Source organism: Gleimia hominis (genome assembly GCF_002871945.2).
GTDB classification, from domain to species: domain Bacteria; phylum Actinomycetota; class Actinomycetes; order Actinomycetales; family Actinomycetaceae; genus Gleimia; species Gleimia hominis_A.
In genome coordinates, this window is record NZ_CP126963.1 from 1,657,934 (window position 1) to 1,678,760 (window position 20,827).

General features: G+C 55.9%; 20 protein-coding genes. 11 read left to right on the top strand and 9 right to left on the bottom strand.

Annotation, left to right across the window (positions count from 1 at the left end; translation table 11 throughout):
- Positions 1-9 precede the first annotated feature (9 nt).
- From CJ187_RS07305 to CJ187_RS07340, 8 genes are all read left to right on the top strand, one after another.
- Entirely contained in the window at positions 10-963 is a 954-nt protein-coding gene (locus tag CJ187_RS07305; protein ID WP_102216916.1) for an ABC transporter permease, read from the top strand.
- Entirely contained in the window at positions 960-2,630 is a 1,671-nt protein-coding gene (locus CJ187_RS07310) for a dipeptide ABC transporter ATP-binding protein (RefSeq protein WP_102216917.1), read from the top strand. The genes CJ187_RS07305 and CJ187_RS07310 overlap by 4 nt, the downstream gene beginning before the upstream one ends.
- Positions 2,631-2,823: 193 nt before the next feature.
- Positions 2,824-4,455, top strand: coding sequence for an L-lactate permease (locus tag CJ187_RS07315; RefSeq protein ID WP_102216918.1), 1,632 nt, complete (start codon positions 2,824-2,826; stop codon positions 4,453-4,455).
- Between the two features lie 38 nt (positions 4,456-4,493).
- Positions 4,494-5,282 (top strand): (Fe-S)-binding protein, encoded by a 789-nt coding sequence (locus CJ187_RS07320; protein WP_102216919.1) that lies wholly within the window; start codon positions 4,494-4,496, stop codon positions 5,280-5,282.
- A gap of 5 nt (positions 5,283-5,287) precedes the next feature.
- Entirely contained in the window at positions 5,288-6,820 is a 1,533-nt protein-coding gene (locus tag CJ187_RS07325) for a lactate utilization protein B (protein WP_102216920.1), read from the top strand.
- 1 nt (position 6,821) lies between these two features.
- On the top strand, positions 6,822-7,481 hold the full coding sequence (locus CJ187_RS07330; RefSeq protein WP_102216921.1) for a LutC/YkgG family protein: 660 nt from the start codon (positions 6,822-6,824) through the stop codon (positions 7,479-7,481).
- A 260-nt stretch (positions 7,482-7,741) separates the two neighbouring features.
- Positions 7,742-8,032 carry a metal-sensitive transcriptional regulator gene (locus tag CJ187_RS07335; protein WP_434737346.1) on the top strand — a complete coding sequence of 97 codons (291 nt, stop codon included), beginning with the start codon at positions 7,742-7,744 and terminating at the stop codon, positions 8,030-8,032.
- 75 nt (positions 8,033-8,107) lie between these two features.
- On the top strand, positions 8,108-9,028 hold the full coding sequence (locus tag CJ187_RS07340; RefSeq protein WP_102217076.1) for a cation diffusion facilitator family transporter: 921 nt from the start codon (positions 8,108-8,110) through the stop codon (positions 9,026-9,028).
- A gap of 9 nt (positions 9,029-9,037) precedes the next feature.
- Here CJ187_RS07340 and CJ187_RS07345 read toward each other — a convergent pair whose 3' ends face one another.
- The 9 genes from CJ187_RS07345 to CJ187_RS07385 all read right to left on the bottom strand — a co-directional run bounded on the left by CJ187_RS07345 (position 9,038) and on the right by CJ187_RS07385 (position 16,742).
- A complete protein-coding gene (locus CJ187_RS07345) occupies positions 9,038-10,054 on the bottom strand; it encodes a helix-turn-helix transcriptional regulator (protein WP_102216922.1) in 1,017 nt (338 codons plus the stop codon).
- A 141-nt stretch (positions 10,055-10,195) separates the two neighbouring features.
- On the bottom strand, positions 10,196-12,031 hold the full coding sequence (locus CJ187_RS07350) for a hypothetical protein (protein WP_102216923.1): 1,836 nt from the start codon (positions 12,029-12,031) through the stop codon (positions 10,196-10,198).
- A gap of 73 nt (positions 12,032-12,104) precedes the next feature.
- Positions 12,105-12,773, bottom strand: a complete 669-nt coding sequence (mobA, locus tag CJ187_RS07355) for a molybdenum cofactor guanylyltransferase (protein WP_102216924.1) — start codon at positions 12,771-12,773, stop codon at positions 12,105-12,107.
- Positions 12,774-12,951: 178 nt separating this feature from the next.
- On the bottom strand, positions 12,952-13,557 hold the full coding sequence (locus tag CJ187_RS07360; protein WP_102216925.1) for a hypothetical protein: 606 nt from the start codon (positions 13,555-13,557) through the stop codon (positions 12,952-12,954).
- Positions 13,557-14,135, bottom strand: coding sequence for a DUF6286 domain-containing protein (locus CJ187_RS07365; protein WP_102216926.1), 579 nt, complete (start codon positions 14,133-14,135; stop codon positions 13,557-13,559). Before CJ187_RS07365 ends, CJ187_RS07360 begins: the two co-directional genes overlap by 1 nt.
- On the bottom strand, positions 14,132-14,473 hold the full coding sequence (locus CJ187_RS07370) for a hypothetical protein (protein ID WP_102216927.1): 342 nt from the start codon (positions 14,471-14,473) through the stop codon (positions 14,132-14,134). The genes CJ187_RS07365 and CJ187_RS07370 overlap by 4 nt, the downstream gene beginning before the upstream one ends.
- An 8-nt stretch (positions 14,474-14,481) precedes the next feature.
- On the bottom strand, positions 14,482-14,679 hold the full coding sequence (locus CJ187_RS07375) for a DUF2273 domain-containing protein (RefSeq protein WP_199171110.1): 198 nt from the start codon (positions 14,677-14,679) through the stop codon (positions 14,482-14,484).
- Entirely contained in the window at positions 14,676-15,197 is a 522-nt protein-coding gene (locus CJ187_RS07380; protein ID WP_102216929.1) for an Asp23/Gls24 family envelope stress response protein, read from the bottom strand. Before CJ187_RS07380 ends, CJ187_RS07375 begins: the two co-directional genes overlap by 4 nt.
- 315 nt (positions 15,198-15,512) lie before the next feature.
- Positions 15,513-16,742, bottom strand: a complete 1,230-nt coding sequence (locus tag CJ187_RS07385) for a pseudouridine synthase (protein WP_102216930.1) — start codon at positions 16,740-16,742, stop codon at positions 15,513-15,515.
- 300 nt (positions 16,743-17,042) lie between these two features.
- Between CJ187_RS07385 and CJ187_RS07390 the strand changes: the two genes are divergently transcribed.
- The 3 genes from CJ187_RS07390 to CJ187_RS07400 all read left to right on the top strand — a co-directional run bounded on the left by CJ187_RS07390 (position 17,043) and on the right by CJ187_RS07400 (position 20,655).
- On the top strand, positions 17,043-18,575 hold the full coding sequence (locus CJ187_RS07390; protein WP_102216931.1) for an amino acid permease: 1,533 nt from the start codon (positions 17,043-17,045) through the stop codon (positions 18,573-18,575).
- A gap of 110 nt (positions 18,576-18,685) precedes the next feature.
- On the top strand, positions 18,686-19,339 hold the full coding sequence (locus CJ187_RS07395; RefSeq protein ID WP_102216932.1) for an ABC transporter ATP-binding protein: 654 nt from the start codon (positions 18,686-18,688) through the stop codon (positions 19,337-19,339).
- Between the two features lie 44 nt (positions 19,340-19,383).
- Positions 19,384-20,655, top strand: a complete 1,272-nt coding sequence (locus tag CJ187_RS07400; protein WP_146003111.1) for a hypothetical protein — start codon at positions 19,384-19,386, stop codon at positions 20,653-20,655.
- Positions 20,656-20,827 lie beyond the last annotated feature (172 nt).

Here is a 20,827-nt window from a genome sequence, read left to right on the forward strand (position 1 = left end):
ATTTGAGCAATGGCTGATTTCAAAACTGTTTTACCGGGCCAGGAACACTACGTTAGCGATATTGACGAGACCGGTCTGGGGGCTGTGGACGCAGTTAGGGACGAGTCTGCGCCATCGTCCATGTGGGGGGAAGCGTGGAAGTACTTGCGGCGCCGCCCAGTGTTCTGGGTCTCCGCTGCTATCATCGCAGTAGCCGTGGTTGTTAGCGCATTTCCCAGTTTATTTACGGGCACTGACCCGGCGTACTGCGAACTGACGAAGTCTTTAGCAACCCCCGAACCTGGGCACTGGTTTGGTTTTGACCGGCAGGGTTGCGACGTGTACGCCCGCACCATTTATGGTGCCCGCGCCTCCGTTACTGTGGGGGTACTAGCCACCGCGATCGCCGTGATCGTCGGCGTGCTTTTCGGCGCGGTCGCCGGCTGGTTCGGTGGCGTGGTAGACACGATTCTGTCGCGTATCACCGACATTTTCTTCGCGATCCCATTTGTTCTGGCTGCGATCGTGGTGATGCAAATGTTCAAAGGCTCCCGCACGGTCGTGACCGTGGCCGTGGTGCTGGGAGCATTCGGGTGGACGCAGATCGCTCGGATTACCCGCGGGGCCGTTATGAGCATTAAGCAAAACGAATACATAACCTCTGCGAAAGCACTGGGCAGACCCGGGTTCTCCACCCTCGTCGCACACGTCCTGCCCAACGCGGCGGCACCCATAATCGTGTACGCAACGGTTGCGCTTGGCACGTTCATTGTGGCCGAAGCAACCCTTTCCTTCCTCGGGATTGGACTGCCACCCGACGTGGTGTCTTGGGGACATGACATAGACGCAGCCCAAGCTTCCCTGCGGACCCGTCCGATGGTGCTGTTCTACCCGGCGGGCGCACTGGCACTCACCGTTTTGAGTTTCATCATGATGGGCGACGTGGTGCGCGACGCTCTAGATCCAAAGGCACGAAAGAAATGAAAGAACTGTTAAAAATTACGGATTTGGAAGTAGCCTTCCAATCTTCCACCGGCATGGTGCCAGCGGTACGGAAAGCAAACCTCACGGTGTACCCCGGGCAGACGGTAGCGATCGTGGGTGAATCCGGTTCGGGTAAATCCACACTCGCCAGCTCCATCAACGGCCTCCTGCCCGGCAGCGGGCAAGTAACGGGCGGATCCATCCAGTTCGATGGGCGCGAACTCGTTGGGCTTTCAGAGAAGGAACTAATTGAGCTGCGGGGCAGTCAGATCGGCATGGTACCTCAAGATCCCATGTCGAACCTGAACCCCGTGTGGCGAATCGGAACGCAAGTTAAAGAAACACTCACCGCAAACAACATTACAAAAGGTAGTGCCGCCCACGAGCGCGTTGCCGAACTGTTGGAACAAGCGGGGCTGCCAGACGCGAAACGGCGGGCCAAGCAGTACCCCCATGAGTTCTCCGGCGGGATGCGCCAGCGGGCATTGATCGCCATTGGCCTGGCGGCGCGGCCGAAACTGCTGATTGCGGACGAGCCAACCTCCGCGCTGGACGTAACCGTGCAGCACCAGATTCTGGACCACTTGGAGCACCTGACGCACGAGCTTGGTACCGCGGTGTTGTTCATTACCCACGACTTGGGGTTGGCGGCAGAACGCGCTTCCCACCTGGTGGTGATGCACCGCGGCCGCGTCGTTGAATCGGGCCCGGCCCTACAGATTCTTCAGCAGCCTCAGCATCCGTACACGCAGCGTTTAGTTGCCGCTGCCCCATCGCTGGCGTCGCAGCGGATCCAAGCGGCACTCAAGCAGGGGGAGACCTCAGACGAATTATTGAATAAAAGCGTCGAAGGTTACGACTATACGCGCGAGATAATTCGCGTTGAAAAACTCGTTAAAGACTTTGATGTGCGCGGCCAAAGAGGGGCGGCATCCAAACTGCGGGCGGTGGACAACGTGTCGTTTACCGTACGGCAAGGTACCACGCTCGCGCTAGTGGGTGAATCTGGGTCAGGTAAATCCACGGTGGCGAACATTATTTTGAACCTCCTCAACCCCACGTCCGGGAAAGTGTTCTACAAGGGCACGGACCTATCGACGGTGGGAGAAACAGAACTGTTCAAAATGCGTTCCAAAATGCAGGTGGTGTTCCAAAACCCCTACGGTTCACTGGACCCCACATTCTCCGTTTACCGCTGTATAGAAGAGCCTTTGCGGGTGCATAAGCGCGGAAATAAGAAAGCGCGGCAAGAACGTGTGGCACAACTGTTGGATGCCGTTCAGCTTCCCCGGTCTGCGATGCGCCGCTACCCCGGGGAACTGTCGGGTGGGCAGCGCCAACGCGTTGCAATCGCCCGGGCACTCGCCTTAGGCCCCGAGGTGATTGTGCTGGACGAAGCCGTGTCGGCCCTGGATGTGCTGGTGCAAGAGCAGATTCTACAGCTGCTGTCGCGTTTGCAGACCGAACGGTTGCTGACGTACCTGTTCATCACTCACGACCTCGCGGTGGTGCGGCAAATGGCCGATGACGTGGTGGTGATGCAGCACGGCAGGGTCGTTGAGGCAAATAAAACTGATGAGCTGTTCAAAAACCCGCAGCGCGACTACACCGCTAACCTCATTAACGCGATTCCAGGTGGGTCAATCCGCCTGTGGGAGGGCAACTAAACACCGGTCTCTCCCCCGGGCTCACGCCTGACAATTAGGCAACACATGCGCTCCCAAATTGTCTAGGACGTTGAGCCCAGAACCCGCGGGTTGTAGCGGTTTTCTGGTGTTACCTGGGCCATAGCATAGAGTTTTACGTAACGCGTTGCTTGTTGCAGCGAAGTTTCGATCAACGATGATAGAGGTCCGAGGTATGCCGGTTGCCGTAACTTTCACTCCGGGTGAGCACATTATTGGTGGTTCACTCTTCATAAGCGCGTTAGTGGGTTTACTCCCGCTGCTCGTGTTCTTCATTCTCCTGGGTGTTTTTAAAGTTAAAACCCACTGGTGTGCACTCATTTCACTGGCGACCGCACTGGTGGTGGCTGTGATTGGGTTCAAAATGCCGGTTTCCCTGGCTTTACTTTCTGGTTCCCAGGGTCTGGCGTTTTCTTTTACTCCCATTTTGTACATCATCATCACTGCCGTTTGGCTTTATAACCTGTCTGAGGGCAGTGGCCGATCCGCGGACGTGCGCGCCGCGTTCAACGTGGTCGGAGCCGGAGACCGGCGGATACAGGCGCTTTTGCTTGCTTTTAGTTTCTGCGGAATCCTCGAGGGCCTAGCGGGCTTCGGTGCGCCCGTCGCGATCGTGTGCGCAATGCTCGTGGCGATCGGGGTGGAACCCATCAAAGCGGCGGTCGTGACGATCACTGGTAACGCAATCAACGTTGGTTTCGGTGCCGTGGCCATCCCGGTTACTACCGCCGCGGGAATCGGGGAGCAAAACCCCCTCGAGGTAGCCGCACAAATGGGAATCATCACCCCGTTCATCGCCGGGTTCGTCCCCCTGGGCCTGCTGGTACTTCTCGATGGGAAACGGGGGTTAAAGCAGCTTTGGCCCGTGGCACTAGCATCCGGAATCGTGACGGCGCTCGGGCACTGGGCGGTCGCCACCTACTTCTCGTATGAACTCACCGCGATCCTCGCGTCCCTCCTCGGGTTCGCCGCGGTCACCGGCTTGCTGCAAGTGTGGAAACCCACCACGCCCGAAACCGAACGCACGCAAACAGATGCGAAACTCACCGGCAAACGCGCTACCCTCGCACTAATGCCCTACTGGCTGGTGGTGCTGGTGTTCGGGGTGGCGAAACTGTGGACCATCGGGTTCGACTTGCCGGCAGCGTTGAAAGCTACGGATATCAAGTTCGGCTGGCCCGGTTTGGACGGGCACCTGCTCACCGCAGATGGGGCGGTGAACCCCTCCACCCAGTTCTCCCTGGCGACACTGAGTTCACCCGGCACCCTCATTGCCCTCACCGCAATCGTCGTAACCTTCGTATACGCCAAAACGGCGAACAAGCAGTTCCCATTCACTGTTGGACAAGGTTTCAAAACCCTGGGCACCACCATTTATGGTCTGCGCATCGCAATCCTCACGATCGCCACGGTGATGATGCTGGCGTACGTCATGAACTTCTCGGGCCAAACCGGGGTTATTGGCGCGTGGATGTCCGGTGCGGGCGGCGCGTTCGTGCTGATCTCCCCCGTGCTCGGGTGGATCGGCACCGCCGTAACTGGCTCCGCCACATCCGCAAACGCCCTGTTCGCCGACCTGCAAACCACTGCGGCACACACCGTTGGGGCGAACCCGTCCCTCCTGCTGTCCGCAAACACAATCGGTGGCGGGATCGGCAAGATCGTGTCACCCCAGAACCTCGCGATCGCAGCTGGGGCAATTGACAAACCGAACTCCGAACCCGAACTGCTGCGCCGTCTAGCCCCAATCTCCGCGTTAATGCTCGTGGCACTTGCGCTGCTGGTCGGCCTGCATCACGTCATTTAGAACCTCCAGATAGTCAACCTCCTCGAAAGGAAAACGGTATGAAAATCGCACTCTTCGCGACGTGCATTTCAGACGTCATGTTTCCGCAAGCCGCGCAGGCCACAGTGCATTTGCTGCGGCGGTTAGGGCACGACGTTTACTTCCCCCAGCAGCAAGGGTGCTGCGGCCAAATGCACATTAATACGGGGTATTACGACGAGGCCTTACCGCTCATCAAGAACCATGTGGACACGTTCAAACCCGTGCTTGACGGGCAGTGGGACGCGATCGTGGTTCCGTCTGGTTCGTGTACCGGTTCGATCCGCCACCAGCAGGCTCTGGTAGCGAATTCGCTTGAGGAACACCGGCTCGCTAAAGCCGCGCAGCGGATCGCGGACCTCACCTACGACCTGCCGGAACTGCTGATCGACGTGTTGGGCGTGGAAGATGTGGGCGCGTACTTCCCACACAAGGTCACGTATCACTCCACGTGCCACTCACTGCGGATCACAAAGCTGGGGGACAAACCTTACCGGCTGTTAAACAAGGTGGGTGGGTTAGAGCTTATCGACTTGCCGGACGCCAGTGCGTGCTGCGGTTTCGGGGGCACGTTCTCCCTCAAGAACGCGGACGTGTCTACCGCGATGCTGGCGAAAAAGATGGCGAATATTCAGTCTACGGGCGCGGAAATGGTGGTCGCGGGTGACTACTCGTGCCTCATGCATATTGGGGGCGGTCTTGCCCGTGCTAATGCGGGGATTCGTGCGATTCATATTGCGGAGGTACTGGCTCCCACTCAGGATGAACCGTGGGCAGCTCCGGAGACGACAACGAAAGTGGGGGTATAACACCAATGTTGGTTGAACTATTGGCGCAAAAGCATTCTGGGAAGAAAACGGGCAGCGCGCATTCTTCTGAGCAGCCGCAGTCTTGGACACCGGGCGTGCCAATTCCGGACGACCCGTTGCGGTGGGGAGAGTACTTCGCGTCTTCGGCTAAACGGCAGATGCAGAACACGCAGTTGCGGCGAAATATCGGGCATGCGACGAACACGATTCGGAACAAACGCGGTCAGCGCGTAGACGAAATGCCGGATTGGGAACAGTTGCGGTTAGCTGCCGGGGCGATTAAGCAACGCACGCAAGCGATGCTGCCGGAGTTACTGGAGCAGTTCGAAGCGAACGTGAAGAAGAACGGGGGGATTGTCCACTGGGCTCGGGACGGTGAGGAAGCATGCCGGATCGTGTCTGGGATCTTGCAGGATAAAGGCGTGGACGACGTGGTTAAGGTCAAGTCCATGGCGACGCAAGAGATTAACCTCAACGAGCATTTAGAGAAGCTGGGGATCAGCGCGTGGGAAACAGACCTGGCGGAAATGATTGTCCAGTTGGGTGAGGACATGCCGTCGCACGTGGTGGTTCCAGCGATTCACCGTAACCGCGCGGAAGTGCGAGAAATTTTTAAAGCAAAAATGCGCAATATTCCGAATGATATTTCAGCGCAGCCACGCGAGTTGACGATGGCGGCGCGCGCGCACTTGCGGCAGAAGTTCTTGGATGCGAAAGTGTCCATTTCGGGTGCGAACATGGGGATTGCGCAGACGGGTACCCTGTCGGTTTTTGAGTCTGAGGGTAACGGCCGGATGTGTTTAACTCTGCCGGAAACGCTGATTACCGTGATGGGGATTGAGAAGCTGGTGCCGTCTTATCGTGATTATGAGGTGTTCACCCAGCTTCTGCCTCGTTCGGCGACGGGTGAGCGGATGAATCCGTACACGTCGATGTGGACGGGGGTGCATGAGGGAGATGGGCCAAAAGAGTTCCACTTGATCCTCATGGATAATGGTCGCACGCGAGTGTTGGCGGACGAGGTGGGGCACGAGGCGCTGTCGTGTATTCGCTGCGGAGCGTGCTTGAATATATGCCCGGTGTACGAGGAAGTCGGGGGCCACGCCTACAACTCGGTGTATCCGGGGCCGATTGGGATTTCACTTACCCCGCAGATGGTGGATGGGTTCGACCATTCGGATCCGGATTCAACCCTGCCGTTCGCATGTTCTCTGTGCAACGCGTGCGCGGATGCGTGCCCGGTGCATATTGACTTGCCGGGCATTATTGTGGAGAACCGCCGTAAGTACCAGGATGCGGGTCGCAAGGGGATCCCTTCGGGTTGGGATTTGGCGATGCGGGCGGCGTCGCAGGTGATGCGCAGTGGGCAGCGGATGGAAACCGCTGGGAACGCAGCTTCGCTGGGTAACATTTTGGGTGGTAAGGCCGGTAAGATCGGTCCGCTTCCCCTGCCGGTGGTGTCCACTTGGACGCGTTCGCACGATATTCCGGTGCCGCCGAAACAGACGTTCCGTTCGTGGTGGAAGGAGCAGAACTAGCATGCGGACTATGGCTGAAGATAATGTGGCGAAAGCAGAGGTGCTACGGCGCATACGCCACGCACTGCGGGATAATCCGATTACGCCCGTGCAGGTATCTCGAGATTATATTCAGGAGGGGGAGAACGCGCCTGGTTCAGACCCGGTGATTGACGTGTTTGTAAAGGCGTTGGAGGATTACAACGCGCACGTGCAGATCACGGACGAGAAGGGTGTGCCTGCGGCGATTCAAAAGGCGCTTGAGGGGGTGGCTACCGCGGTGATTCCACGAGGGTTACCGCAAGAGTGGCGGGCTGGTTTAGACGCGGTGACGGTGACGGTTGAACAACCTGAGGCACCGCTCACGAACCACCAGCTGGATCAAATTGACGCGGTCGTCACAGCGTCGCGGTGCGCCGTGTCGCACACGGGGACGATCATGCTGGACGGCACTGAAGATCAGGGTCGGCGGGCCCTCACGCTCGTACCCGACACACACGTGGTGGTGGTGCGTGGGGACCACGTGTTCCCCACGGTCCCTCAGGCGGTGAAACTGTTGGGGGAGCATCCGACGCGTCCAACTACGTGGGTGGCGGGCCCGTCTGCCACCTCGGACATTGAGTTGATCCGTGTGAACGGGGTTCATGGGCCCCGGAACCTGCACGTGGTGATAGTCCGTTAGGCGGCGAATTGGTTCTTTTCTAGATTCAGGTTGTGCCACCGGCGCGTTACACTAAAGGCGCGCCGGTGGTTTTTACCCACTTCCTGGGTGAGGTTTTCTCGTAGGGGGCGGAGGTTCTCTAGGGGCCGGGCGTAACTGCTAGGGCCGGGCGTAACTGCCCCAGGTCCCCGGGGCAGCAACTACAAGAAGCAGCGGCAAATACACCAGGCGTCGGCAGCTACACGACGCGGCGGCTACTGGGCGTGGTTTAGGGCAGGAGGATTTCGGTGGAGCACGGTTATACGAGTGATAAGCAGAAGTATTTGATGCGCATGAAGCGTATTGAGGGGCAGGCGCGGGGGATTCACCGGATGATCGATGAGGATGTGTATTGCATTGACGTGCTCACTCAAATTTCTGCGATGAAATCTGCGTTAGAGAACGTGGCGTTGCACTTGTTGGAAGACCACATGGATCATTGTGTGCGGCACGCTGCGCAGGCGGGTGGGCCGCAGGCCGATGATAAACTTGCGGAAGCCATGCAGGCGATAACGCGCCTCGTGAAATCTTAAATCCGTCCCACGCAAGACCGTTTCAGTTTTTGAGATGATAATGCTTCTATTATGCTGCTGCGCAACCATTGTGCTATGTCTCATGATCATTCTCATTCACATGCGGGCGCTGCGGGAGTGCGGCCGTTAGCGATCGTTCTGACGCTCACCGCCACGGTGTTCGCTGCGGAGCTGGTGGGTGCGTGGTGGACCAGTTCGCTGGCGCTAGCTGCGGACGCTGGGCACATGTTTGTCGATTCGATGGGCCTGGTGATCGCCCTGGTGGCCGCGGTTCTTTCACGCCGGCCCCGCAGTGATGAGTACACGTGGGGTTTTGTCCGTGTCGAAGCGGTTTCTGCTGCGTTTCAGGCGGGTATCCTCATGGTTGTTTGCGTGTGGGTGGCGTACGAAGCCATCACCCGGTTTTTCGAACCTGCGCACGTGTTGGCGCCGCAAATGGCTGTTTTTGGGGTTGTTGGTTTGCTGGCGAACGCGGTGGGGTTAGTGATTTTGCTGTCGCATCGGGATCAGAGTTTAAATTTGCAGGCCGCTTTTCTTGAGGTTCTTAATGACGCCTTAGGTTCGATTGCTGTGCTGGTGGCAGCGGGCGTTATCTACTGGACGGGCTGGGCGGCTGCAGACCCGATTGCGTCGTTGATTATTGCGTGTCTGATGGGGCCGCGGGCTGCGCGGATGTTTGTGCGGGCGGTTAATGTGTTGCTTGAGAAAACTCCGGAGGGTTTGGATTTGCAGCAGGTGCGGGAGCATATGATGCGCATTGAGCATGTGATTGATGTGCACGATATGCATGGGTCCACGGTTTCGACGGGGTTGGTGGCACTCACTGCGCACGTGACGGTGGATCCGCGTTGCTACCGGGATGGTTGTGGGCCAGATGTGTTGCATAAGCTGCAGGATTGTTTAGCGGAGCATTTTCCCGTTGCGGTGGAGCACTGCACGTTCCAGTTAGATACTCCTACACATCGGGATCATGAAACTCTGACGCACCACACTTAAGTAGCAAGTTTAGGACCTGTTGCCGTCCACCTGGGCAGTGCTTCCACTCTTGTAGATTTTTCCTTCTCGAGCGAAGTCGGTGCTTTCGGCAGGGTTTGGATGCACACTTGAATGCGGTGCTTCCGGCAGGGATTGGACACATACTGTGCACCGGCCGGGGCTGCTCATAGCTTGGAGGGTCACGGCGGCGCGGCCATGCGTGTTAATTTCCATGAGGCCTTCTAGAACTCCCTGGTGAATCGCACACACCAGCGGCATCTGGTTGCGTTCCTGTTTCCCACTGCCACTCGCGCTGCGTGCCGGCCCGATCTGCCCGCGGATCGGGCAGTGCCGAAGCTCGATCACACCGGGCTGCTGACCCATTGTGGCTGCGTACCCTAGGGATGAGAGAAACATCCGCAGTTGAGTAACACACTGATTTAAGTTCAGCTCGCTGCCCTCACCTGGCCGCGTGGATACGGAAGCGTCCGCCCCAGTCTGCGCAGGCTTCTTAACCGAATCGCCCACCCCTCCGGCCTGGGCAGATTTCTTTCCTGAGCCGTCCACTCCCCCAGTCTGCGCAGGCTTCTTAACGGAATCATCTGCGCTGCGCTGTGTTGGTTCAAAGGTTGCGGCTGGTTCTGCTTTCGCAACTCGGTGTGCCCACCGGTGTCCTACGGATCGGGCGGCGGCGTACGGGTCTGTGCTCGTGTCTTGCAGGTAGTCGGCAACGGCAGCGCACATGGTGGCGAACTGCATTGCGAAACCATCTAGCGAGGCGGGAGCCACGGCCTCATACACCCAAGATGGACGGCCCCGACCCGTTGGATTTTGCCGTGACCGGACCACTAACCCGTTTTCAACTAGCGCGTTCAACGTGTCGCGAACTGAGTTCGGGTGCACGCCCTGAATCTTAGCGATCCGCGCTACGGTGAGTGGTTCCACCGCGTCGGACAGTGCGGTGAGGGTAGCGTTTTGCGCGGGGCTCAGCGCCGCCACATTCCCCAGGATCTCCCCCAGGTCCCCTACCTGCGTTTTCTCTTCCACTGCCGTCTCTTCTCACGCCGCGTATCGAACGTTCTTGACCCCGTATTCCAGCTACTGTTATTTGAGCTACCGTTTCCGCACAGTCCCCACGGCACTTTTGCACCGTGGGGACGTTACGCGTTTCAGTATCTGGTATCTAATTTACCGTTCATCACCAGAATCTGGCTCCTCAAACGGGGGTTGATCTGTACCATAATTACCCAGATCATTCTTCCCCTGAGGCGCTTGCTCGCCTTGCCACCCCTGCTTTCCTTGCGAGTTGTGCTCACCTTGCGGATTCTGCTTCTCTTGAGGCGCTTGCGCACCTTGCGAATCCTGAGACGCTTGTGTTTGCCACGGTGCGGGTTTGTGTGGCGGGCGTGCGAAACGGTTTTTCACTGATTCAAACTTACGTTGCAGTTCGTCCGTTCGGGGCAGCCCGGCTACCACTAGATCAGTTTCACTAAATGTGTGGAAGAACCGGCCGGTGGGCCTGGTGACTATGCGGGCAAACAGGTTCGAGACGAATGAGAAGTTCCGGATCAACCACGGCACTCCCCAGCTTTGCACTGCGAAAATAACTGCTGCGTAAATAGCGAGGATCAAAACCGCGGAGGCACTGAGCTTGAACGAGATCGCCCCAATATTCAGCAGCTCTGTGGCCAGTGTTGGCATACCGTCCAGTACGAAGCTGAAGGTTAGTACCGCCAGGATGCCTCCCACTGCGAACACGGCGATGTCAGTTAGGTAGCTCTTCCATGATGTGTCGAAACCTCGTAGTCGCGTACGCACGTATATTGTGACTGCAATAAACACTAGAAGGATCACAATCAGGATCAGCGTCAGCGTGGGCGACAAGCCCCAGATGCTGGCGTACTGCATATCCCCATCGGTTTTAGTAACAGCCGTTCCGAGTATTAACGCGGGCGCGGCGAGAAGTAGGTTCACAAACAGTAAGACCGTGGCGGCGATGAGCGCAATGTAGCTTTCGCCAGATTCGCCTGCAATTATGGCGCTGCCCAGAATCAACACGAACAAGGTCACAATAACCACCAGGGAGCTCATGAGGTACGTGCCGACAGCGGGTTTGCAGTAACGCCATGCGCGCACCACCTTGTTTGGGCCGGGCGCATCCTTCAGTCCCGTCTTCGAACCCACGCGTATGACGGTGACTGCCGCGATAATCAGTAACCAGAACAGTGGGCGTCCGTAGTCGGGATGGAAGGTGGTAGTGGAGTCTAGTGAGCTGCCAATCAGCTGCAAAATGGCGTATATCAAGTACGCGCTGAGCCAGGTGGAAACAATAGCTGTTCCGACTTGCGCAGTTTTTTCAAGAGGATCGCGCGAAACCACGCGTTTTCCCACTGCTGCGGCACAGAAGAACGCCACCGCAGTGAAGGTAACTAGAAATACTTGCACGGTTGCGGTGGACTGCATGCTCGCGCCAAAACTTTCAAGTAGCCCAGTCGGATCAATGTTGCTGGGCACCAATTCGGCACCAAGTTTGCCACCAAACACGAAGTTGAGTAACAGAAGTGCGCCTCCGAAGTAAGTGGACGCACTCGGAGGATTATCACTGGCGAAACTAAACGCCACAAGCACAAGCAAGACCACCAGGGGCGCTAGCACCAGGGTCAAGCCGATCAGCGTCCCGGCTTTGAAACTGCCACCCAGATCCGTGTTCTGCGCGTTGTGCGATTGCTGCGCCTGGAACCCGGCTTGTTGCCACGGATTGTTTTGCTGTGCCGCATTCTGCGCACCGGCTTCCACTTGCTGCGCTTCATTTTTCACCGCGCCGGCGTCAGGTTCCATGTGCTCTCGGCTGGTTTCGACCCGCTCATCTCTGGTTTCCGCGTGCGAAGGCCGAATCTCTGCTTCCTGATCGCTACGCTCCGCGTGTTTTGGTCGGCTCGGTGGCGGTGGGGGTGGTGGGGCGGGTTCCGCATCCCGGTTCGATGCATTGTCGAAGGGGTGCTCTTGCGAATTCTCCTCAGTCATACTTCTACTCCACTTTCACGAAAACTCGGTTCAATCAGTATAAAGGCTCACCCAGAAGCAACCTTACCTAGCTTCAGGTCACTGTTTCACTCGTGTTCACCACTGAATCGTTTCCGCCCAGCACTTTTCCGCTGCTTGAGCACTCTTCAGCGCGCCCGTAATCTTCCCACGTGTCAATATCCATTTGCGCGTCGTCGTCAAGCTCCAGCGTGCGCAGCCGCATGGGGGCAACGAACCGTTTTACAGATACGTTCCGCACTTGCCCACCTCGTTTTTCAATTTCTTTCTTGAGGGACTGCGTGCGGTATGCCGCCAGTAGGTGCTGCGCATAGTTGCCGGTTCCTATGGCGCAAACACCGTCGGCAGTGCACGCGTGGAGTGCGTCAATTAGCTGGGTTGCGAGTTGGGCGGAGAACGGGGCGTCGCACGTGGTTACAAAAACGGCTTCGCAGTTATTTAGAGCCTTTAACCCCACGGCGAGCCCGGCTAAGGGTCCGCCGTGTGGCGGGTTTTCTAGTGCGCGTTGAACTCCTGGGGGTACGTCTACGTTTTCGGGGGCTATTACAGCAATGTTGGGGGCGGTGAATCCGGATTTGAGGAGCCCGTCGAGCACGTGGTCGAGGAGTCGTTTTTGCGCTAGTTTCAGGTTTGGTTTTGACTGTCCTCCAAGGCGGCGGCCGGTTCCGCCGGCGAGTACGATCGCTCCCACTTGTGTACTGGGCCATCCGGGTTGTTTCCGCATCGTGGCTCCGTTCGGTGTTTAGGGCGTGCGTCAGCGGCAGGTCCCTGTTGGGGGTCCGCAGTTATGTTTGCCATAGCGTAAGTACGTGTTCAGAGGGCGCACCTATTGTAGATGCGCCCTCTGGTTTCACGCTATCTCACCTGCTTTATCCAGGTGGGAAGTGCGTTTAGTTATTTGGTTACTGCACGCGTTCTGCGCTGCGTCCGATTGAACGCCAGTCGCTTTGGATCCGCACGCATATCGGTGGTTCGGTTCCGAGTACGGAATCGAGTTTTTGTATCGCTCGTGTCACGTCGGCACGCACCTGTTCGGGTGGCGCGCCTTTGTGGGTGGATACGCGCAGGAGGATCGAGTCGTCTCCTTTCACGTTGTAGGCTTGTGCGCCTACTCCCACTATCCACTGGTTGTCTTCCAGCTCGTGGTGCACGATGTCGCGTACAAAACCGATGTTTGTGCGGGTTCGGCCCTCAGTGTTTTCGGACTGTTGCCGGCCGACGCGGCGGGATTTGCCGCCACCTTGACCGAAAATCGCAGTCAGCATAAGGATCACTATGATCACGGCGATAGCCACTGCGGCTACTCCTATCCAGGAGGTGTTCGCGTTGATTATCGTTTGTTCGTGAATGCTAGCGATCCATTCAGTTGACGTTTGAATGGTGTCTTCCCACATTTTGAGGGCTTGGTCCATCGCAAACGTGAGGATCAGTGCAACGCTGATGGCGAGCATTATTAAACCAACGATTCCGAGGAATAGCCGGTTCAGTGTTCTGGGGTAGTGCCTCATTAGTTCGGTACCCTCCCTCGCTCGTTTATCCGCACGGTTGCGTTCACTTGTTCAGCGAATCCGAGTGATTCGATTTGTTTCTGGACGGCACTTTGAATCGCTTGCTTATCTACTGCTTGCCCAGAAGTGGGGGTTACGGTTACTTCCGCGGTGCGGGCGGAGAGTCGGGTGGTTACTTGCCCGGCTGGTAGCCCTGCCACTTCACGTGCAGTTTTCGATAGCGCGGAGGCGATTACCCTGTCGTCTACCACAAATGCTGTTCGCTGGTCATTTAACCCGTGCCAGTCGAGGCGTCCGGGTTTCAGAGCAACGATGATCAGGAAGAGCCCAATCAGCGCGGCGATAACAGCAACTGTGATGATCGCTGCTGGAGCGCCGTAACTACCTGGGTTTTTAATGGCCTCAGCCATTTGTGGTGGGGATGCCAGTAGTGGTTTTGTGTTCGCCATGTAGAGAATGGTTTCTACAGCTAACCAAGTTGCCAGCACCCCGACAATGAGGGCTACTACGCCTGTTAGTACTGCTCGTGGGGAGTGCGTTTCACGACGAATCATGTAGTTGACATGCCGGTTATTCATCGCACCCTCCTTTTCGGCTTGTTGTCCGCCCACACGCCGTTGATGTCGACGTTGATCGCACCCACCGCGTGGCCACCAGTGTGGTCCACCGCGGTTTTCATCCGGGTGCGGGCCGCGTCTACTACCTCAAAAATCGTGTTTGAACCAGCTGCGACATCGTCAACTTGATCGGCGCGGACGGGCGTTTGTATCTGCAGGCCCAGGCGAGAACCGTCGTCAACCAGGTTCACAGTGATTTGTGAGCTGGGGACGCGGAACTCTTTTTGGGCTGCAGCCAAAGCCACTGAGCGCAGTGCTTTCGCGCGGACAGTGGTGTGCCCTTTACTGGTCTTATTCACGCCGCCCCCTAATCGGACGTCGTTGATCGGTTACCCGCCAGCGAATCCGTAAGGTCGCGCACGTCAATGTCACCAGCTAGCACTTTACCAAGTAGTCCGCCCACTGCCATGAATACGACGGTGAGTAGGAAAGGCCAGAAACCCAGCACCACTGCGACGACCGCTAGGATGGCGCCGGCAAACATGCCTGCTTGAGTATGGTTCACTTTACGCGCTCACTTTTCTTTGGTTCGTCTTTTTTGTCGTCTTCTTCTTCGTCGTCCTTATCGTCCAACTCGGGAATGTAGACGTCTGCAACTTCAATGTTCACTTCGGTAACTTCCAGGCCAGCGATGTCCTGGATCCCGTCGATGATGTGTTTGCGAACCTTGTCCGCCACTTCGTACACGGGGTACGGGTACTCAGTTACGATTGTGAGGTCAACAGCGGCCTGCTCTTCGCCTACCTCAACGGAGATGCCCTGCTTAATGTTCTCGTTTGCTCCCACTAGGTCGCGGGCGGAGCCGAGTGCGCGAGAGAACGCGCCACCTACGTCGTGCACACCCTCGATCTTGTGCACTGCCAAGCCAGCGATTTTTGCTACAACCTGATCAGCGATAGTGGTCTTACCATTCTTTTCCTGACCAATCTTTGGCGCTACCTCTTTGCCAGCCGGATCCTTCTTGGCAACGTCCTTAACTACCCCTCCGTTAGGGCCTGGTTTGACATCTTTTTTCTCAGACATTTTCACTCCGAATCTCAATGGTTTCCGAGGTAACACATTGTGTGATACCCAGTACACTTTTAGCCTATCGCCTTTATTTAATAACTGCTACCCTAAGAGTCTTAACTTCGAGATTCTTGTGCTCTAAGCGGAAAACTTCCGCAAGTAACGCCCCCGGCCGCCTTTTCTTCCAAATCTTCACCATCGCTCCCTGCGTGTGTAAGAGCCATTCGGATTCAGAATATGGTCCTTATCTTCAGCGTTCCTCATATTAAATGCTCTTCATGTTCTATGTTCTTCATATTCAAAAGGTCTGTTTCACAAGACCGTTCCCTATTATCCAGTAATAATTATTTTCTTTTTGCCTGAGGGATCCGCGAACCCTAAAGCAATTGATCTAAGCGCTACCCCAGGGCCGCAGTCGGGTTCCTCATACGCATCAATTCGTTGCGAGGACCCGGGTTCCACTGGTTGCGAGGATCCGGGTTCCACCCCATCACCTGGGCTGCAACCGCGTGCGTCAAGCCCGTAAAGTGGGTCGCCTTCTATCGGAGCTCCAAGAGCTGCGCAGTGCAGGCGAATCTGATGGGTGCGTCCAGTTATTGGAATCGCTAGGTACTGGGTAGATTTCTCCGCCCCAATTTGATCGTTCGGCATTTGCCCGTTCGACGCAGTCTCTTGCGAATTCACCCGGTACGGTGAAGTCGCCACTCCGGCCTCTCGCAACGACATAGCCCCCGTCTCAGTCGTGCGGTACGATGCAGTCTTTTGTGAACTCACTTGCGGTAGCGGTGCGAAAAGTGTTGTAGCGTTACTCGCTCCGGTACCTACCCGCATCCGCATGCGCTCTGGGTCGCGTTCAATGCGGCTCCGCACCTCCAGCCAATACGTATCCAAAGCCAAATTCTCCCAAAACTTCTTGAAAGCACCAGCTTCGGTCAGGTCGCACAACACGGGGTACTTATGTCTAATCGTTTCAAAATCAACTGTGCGAACGGAAATCTGCGGGGCCTCCAAATCGAATGCGGGGGCACGCAGCGCGTAAGCCTTAGCGACTTGCCGAGTTTCAAACTGGCGTTGCAGCGCCGCCCGGGTAGAGGCCCGCGTTGAGCAAAGCACCAAACCAGAAGTCAATCGGTCTAACCGGTGGGCCGCCACAATCTGATCGTTGTGTTCTTGCCGGCGCAACGCCACAGTCAGTGACCTCGCCACGTATGCGCCACGCGGCATCGTGGCGATACCCGCTGGCTTATCTGCCACCAGCCACCCATCACCGCGCGCAACAACTGGGATTTCAATGGGAGCACGCACTTCGTCCGCAATCGGCCGGTAAAGCCACACGCCCCGGGTTAGCACAGCTGCTGGTGCAGTAGCTGGGATCGGCTGCCCCCAGCGGTCGACAGCCCAGCCGCCCTCAAAAATCTGATCTAACTGGGTGGGCGACAAGGTGGGGTAACGCTGCGCGAACCAATCGCGAACACTACCTTCCAGCGGAATCTGGTGAGCGCGCGGATGCCACACGCGCGTAGGGTATACCCCGCGGTACGCAGGCGGAGTGCGCGTCATGTCCCTGCTTTCACTACTACTCGTATTGTTTCTCTCTCTAGTACTCATATTGTTTCTTCAGCACCCGCACGATTAACAGTGGGATCGCGATGGAGTCAACACCGACACATTAGCGGCAGATGCCACACCGGCAGATTAGCAACAGATTCCACACCGGCAGATTAGCGGCAGATTAATTGAATTGCGGCGAACTCAACACGCGATCATTGATTAAAACAGGCGTGGTACTTTGCAAATCTTTAGTGTGCGGGATACTTTGACCCTATACCGATTTTATCGTTGAAGCCTGAGGAATTATGCATGTCTAAGCCAAGAAGCAGCACTGGCGCGCCGGGCGAAGAGAACCTTCACCGAAGCCTACGCGCTCGCCACCTGAACATGATCGCGATTGGTGGTGCGATTGGTACGGGCCTGCTAGTTGCATCCGGTGGGTCTATTTCAACAGCCGGCCCCGGTGGAGCGCTCGTAGCTTACGGTGGGATCGGCATAATGGTGTACCTGCTGATGCAGTCGCTTGGCGAAATGTCCACGTGGCTACCTACCTCAGGTTCGTTCGAAACGTGGGCAACCAGGTGGGTGAGCCCCTCATTCGGTTTCGCACAAGGTTGGAACTACTGGTTCAACTGGGCAATCACGGTGGCGGCCGAACTGGTAGCAGTTGCGATCGTGATGCGGTACTGGTTGCCGGGCGTGCCCGCTTGGGTGTGGTCCGCCATTTTTCTCGCGCTCCTATTTTTGGTGAACGCGTTCACCGTAAAAGGATTCGGGGAAACCGAGTTCTGGTTCTCCTTAATTAAAGTGGTCACAGTTATTATTTTCTTAGCCCTGGGGGTCACCATGATTTTAGGGATCATTGGTGAAAGCCCAGGCTTTTCCAATTGGACCACGGGGGACGCCCCGTTTGTTGGGGGGTTCTTCGGCACTTTCGGGATCTTCATTATCGCTGGCTTTTCTTTCCAGGGCACGGAGCTTCTGGCTGTTGCTGCTGGGGAGGCCGATGATCCTGAGAAAACAATTCCCCGGGCTGTGCGCGCCGTGTTCTTCCGGATCACACTGTTTTACATCGGGGCAATCATAGTGATCGGTTTCTTACTTCCGTACACTGACCCCCACCTGCTTGCCTCCGACGTGGAGGATGTGGCGGTGTCACCATTTACCCTCATTTTTGAAAGAGCCGGTATTTTAGGGGCAGCAACCCTCATGAACGCCGTAATCTTAACCGCCATTCTTTCGGCTGGTAACTCCGGCATGTACGCATCTTCGCGGATGCTGTACTCGATGGCGGTTTCCGGTAAAGCACCCAAGATTTTCACGAGGGTGAACAGCCGTGGGATTCCCATGTACGCGTTGATCGCAACCACTGCGGTGGGTGGGTTCGCGTTCCTAACCTCGTTAATTGGTGATGGTGCCGCATATTTGTGGTTGGTGAGTGTTTCTGGTTTAGCGGGGTTCGTCACCTGGGCGGGCGTAGCTTGGTGTCACTACAAGTTCCGACGCGCGTTCTTAGCGCAAGGACACAAGTTGAGTGAGCTACCATTTAGAGCACGGTTCTACCCGGCAGGCCCGATCGTGGCGCTAGCTATGGTGCTGGTCGTGATTATTGGGCAGAACCACGAACTCTTCCGTGGTACCGCGTCATTCACCTCCGTGCTGTCGACATACATTGGTTTGTTCGCATTCCTCGCATTGTGGGGCGGACACAAACTAGTGACCCGCAAACCTAAAGTACGTGCGCAAACAGCCGACCTCTCGCGAACAGACAAGACCTCAACAGACGTCGTTTCTAATGCAACGGACTCAAAAGGTACTACTCCGAAGAGGCTCCAACAATAGGGACGGCATGAGAGGATAGGTGCTATGCACCGTCCATGCATAACGATCGAGAAGCTTCAGCAAGGATACGGTCGAACCACCGTACTTGAAGGAATCTCCACCGAACTTTCATGTGGAACGATTGCACTGCTCGGAAAAATGGCGCTGGGAAAACAACGCTCCTACGAACGCTCGCCGGCCAACTAAAACCTCAAGTCGGCCGCATCCTACTAAATGGGGCTGATGTTTACACCAACAGAGACACGACCATAACCAGTCGTATCGGTTATCTTCCCCAACGCATGAGCTACGACCCACGCCTACAGGTCTCCCAGTTCCTAGCGTACGTAGCTTGGATGCGCGGTATCACCAGGAAATCACTTACCTCGGAGATAGAGCTGGCGCTGCATAGATTTGAAATAACGAAGCTTACCCACGATAAAATGGGCAACCTATCAGGCGGCCAGCTACGTCGAGTTGGGCTTGCTTTAGCCACTATAGGTGAACCTGATTTTCTGATCCTAGACGAACCTTCCGTCGGTCTCGACCCCGTGCAAAGACTACAATTTCGCAAGTACCTCCAAGCCGACTTAGCACCTATAGTGCTCATCTCCACACACCTGCTTGAAGATGTTCAACATATAGCAAACCGGGTCATTGTGCTCCACAATAAACAACTACATTTCGACGGCACAGTAACCAACCTCGAATCTGCTGCTCAAAACAGCATAGTTGCAAATATGAGCAAAGCAGAAGCAGGCCTAGCGCAAATTTTGAACGAGTAGCAGAAGAGAACTTTATTCCACATTCCTAGTTTTATTACAAGAGCATGACCTCGCAAACACCACCCACATTTATCCGACTGAAAAACCTCGCATTGCTTTATGCAATATCCACGACGGCGGCCTGCGCCCTCCTTTTATGGCAGCGTAACAACTGGCTTGTTTCCCCTACGGCAACTGCCTCTATGGGATTACTGCCCCTACTTTTCTTGAGCCCAATATTTGCTTCTATCCAATGTCATATAAGTCGCGGACAGGCATCACTAAACCTACGCAATTGGATGAGGTTTACCCCTCGCAAGAAACTACAAGCTAATCTAAGCACCATCAGCCCTGTGCTCCTAGTCGCATTCTTATGCGCCCTCAGCCTCGTGGTTTTCGCCAACATTATTTCATATAAGGAAATGAGCAGTCCCGACGCAATTCCAATATGGGGACCCATCGCAGGCTACCTAGCGTTAATGCTGCTATCCATATCCTGCGGTCACGTTATCACCGCACTCGCGTTACCCCGTACCGTATCCCCGGTGCTCGCATTTATCCTAAGTTTTGCAGCCGGATTGTTCTGCACTCAATATGGAACTACGGAACCCTACCAAGACATTGATAAAAGGACGTTACTTGCGCTAGTTACCGCTACTATTGCTATGTTCTTACTAGCAATCAACACCTACCCAGTTATTTCTAATCCTCAAAAATTTCTAGTTGCCGCAACTATTGCGGTAGTTCTCGCCACTCCGATGGGAGTGGCGACCATTCGTCCGCAGATTGTATTACGCACACCAGCGGATCCAATCTGCACCGCATCTTCGCCGCAGATCTGTGTTTGGCACGAACACAAGTGGGCATTACAGCCACTTTCACAGTTTACCCAAGCACTGTCCCACTATTTACCAACTGGGATGCATCTTTCCTCAAGAATAGAAGAACTCGGTTTGGATGGAACCGCTAACGCGTCAAAATCCATCCCCATAACTGCAAATATGCGCACCAACCAGGCGCAACTACGAACAAGCTACCTTTTAACTGTTACGAACCGCTACTACACAGGCCTAGACATGACCCCACAAGCTAGCGAAGCACGCAGTAATCTAGAGCTCTGGCTCTTCACCGCAGCTCTGACAGGGGCGAACTACAACAATATTAAACGACACACCGAGCTAGAAGAAGTTTTCGAGTCGCACCCAAACTCGGAGACAACACCAGAACTGTACGACGAGCCGACAATCGAACGGGTAAAGAACGTATTAAAACAGCCCAAACACGTTCAAAAACAATGGGCAAATCAGCAGTTCAAACTTTCTACTCAAAAGCACTAAGCATGTTCCAGATATTACGAACCCACGCCCGCGTGCGTCACCTCTGTGCGGTCACATGCATTTGTATAGCTGCTTTTGTCGCAAGTTTACTTATTGGTGGGCACGCACAAGTGCATTCACTATCCCAACCTGGCGGGGTAACTCCCCTGGGACGGATTATTAGCCTACTTAT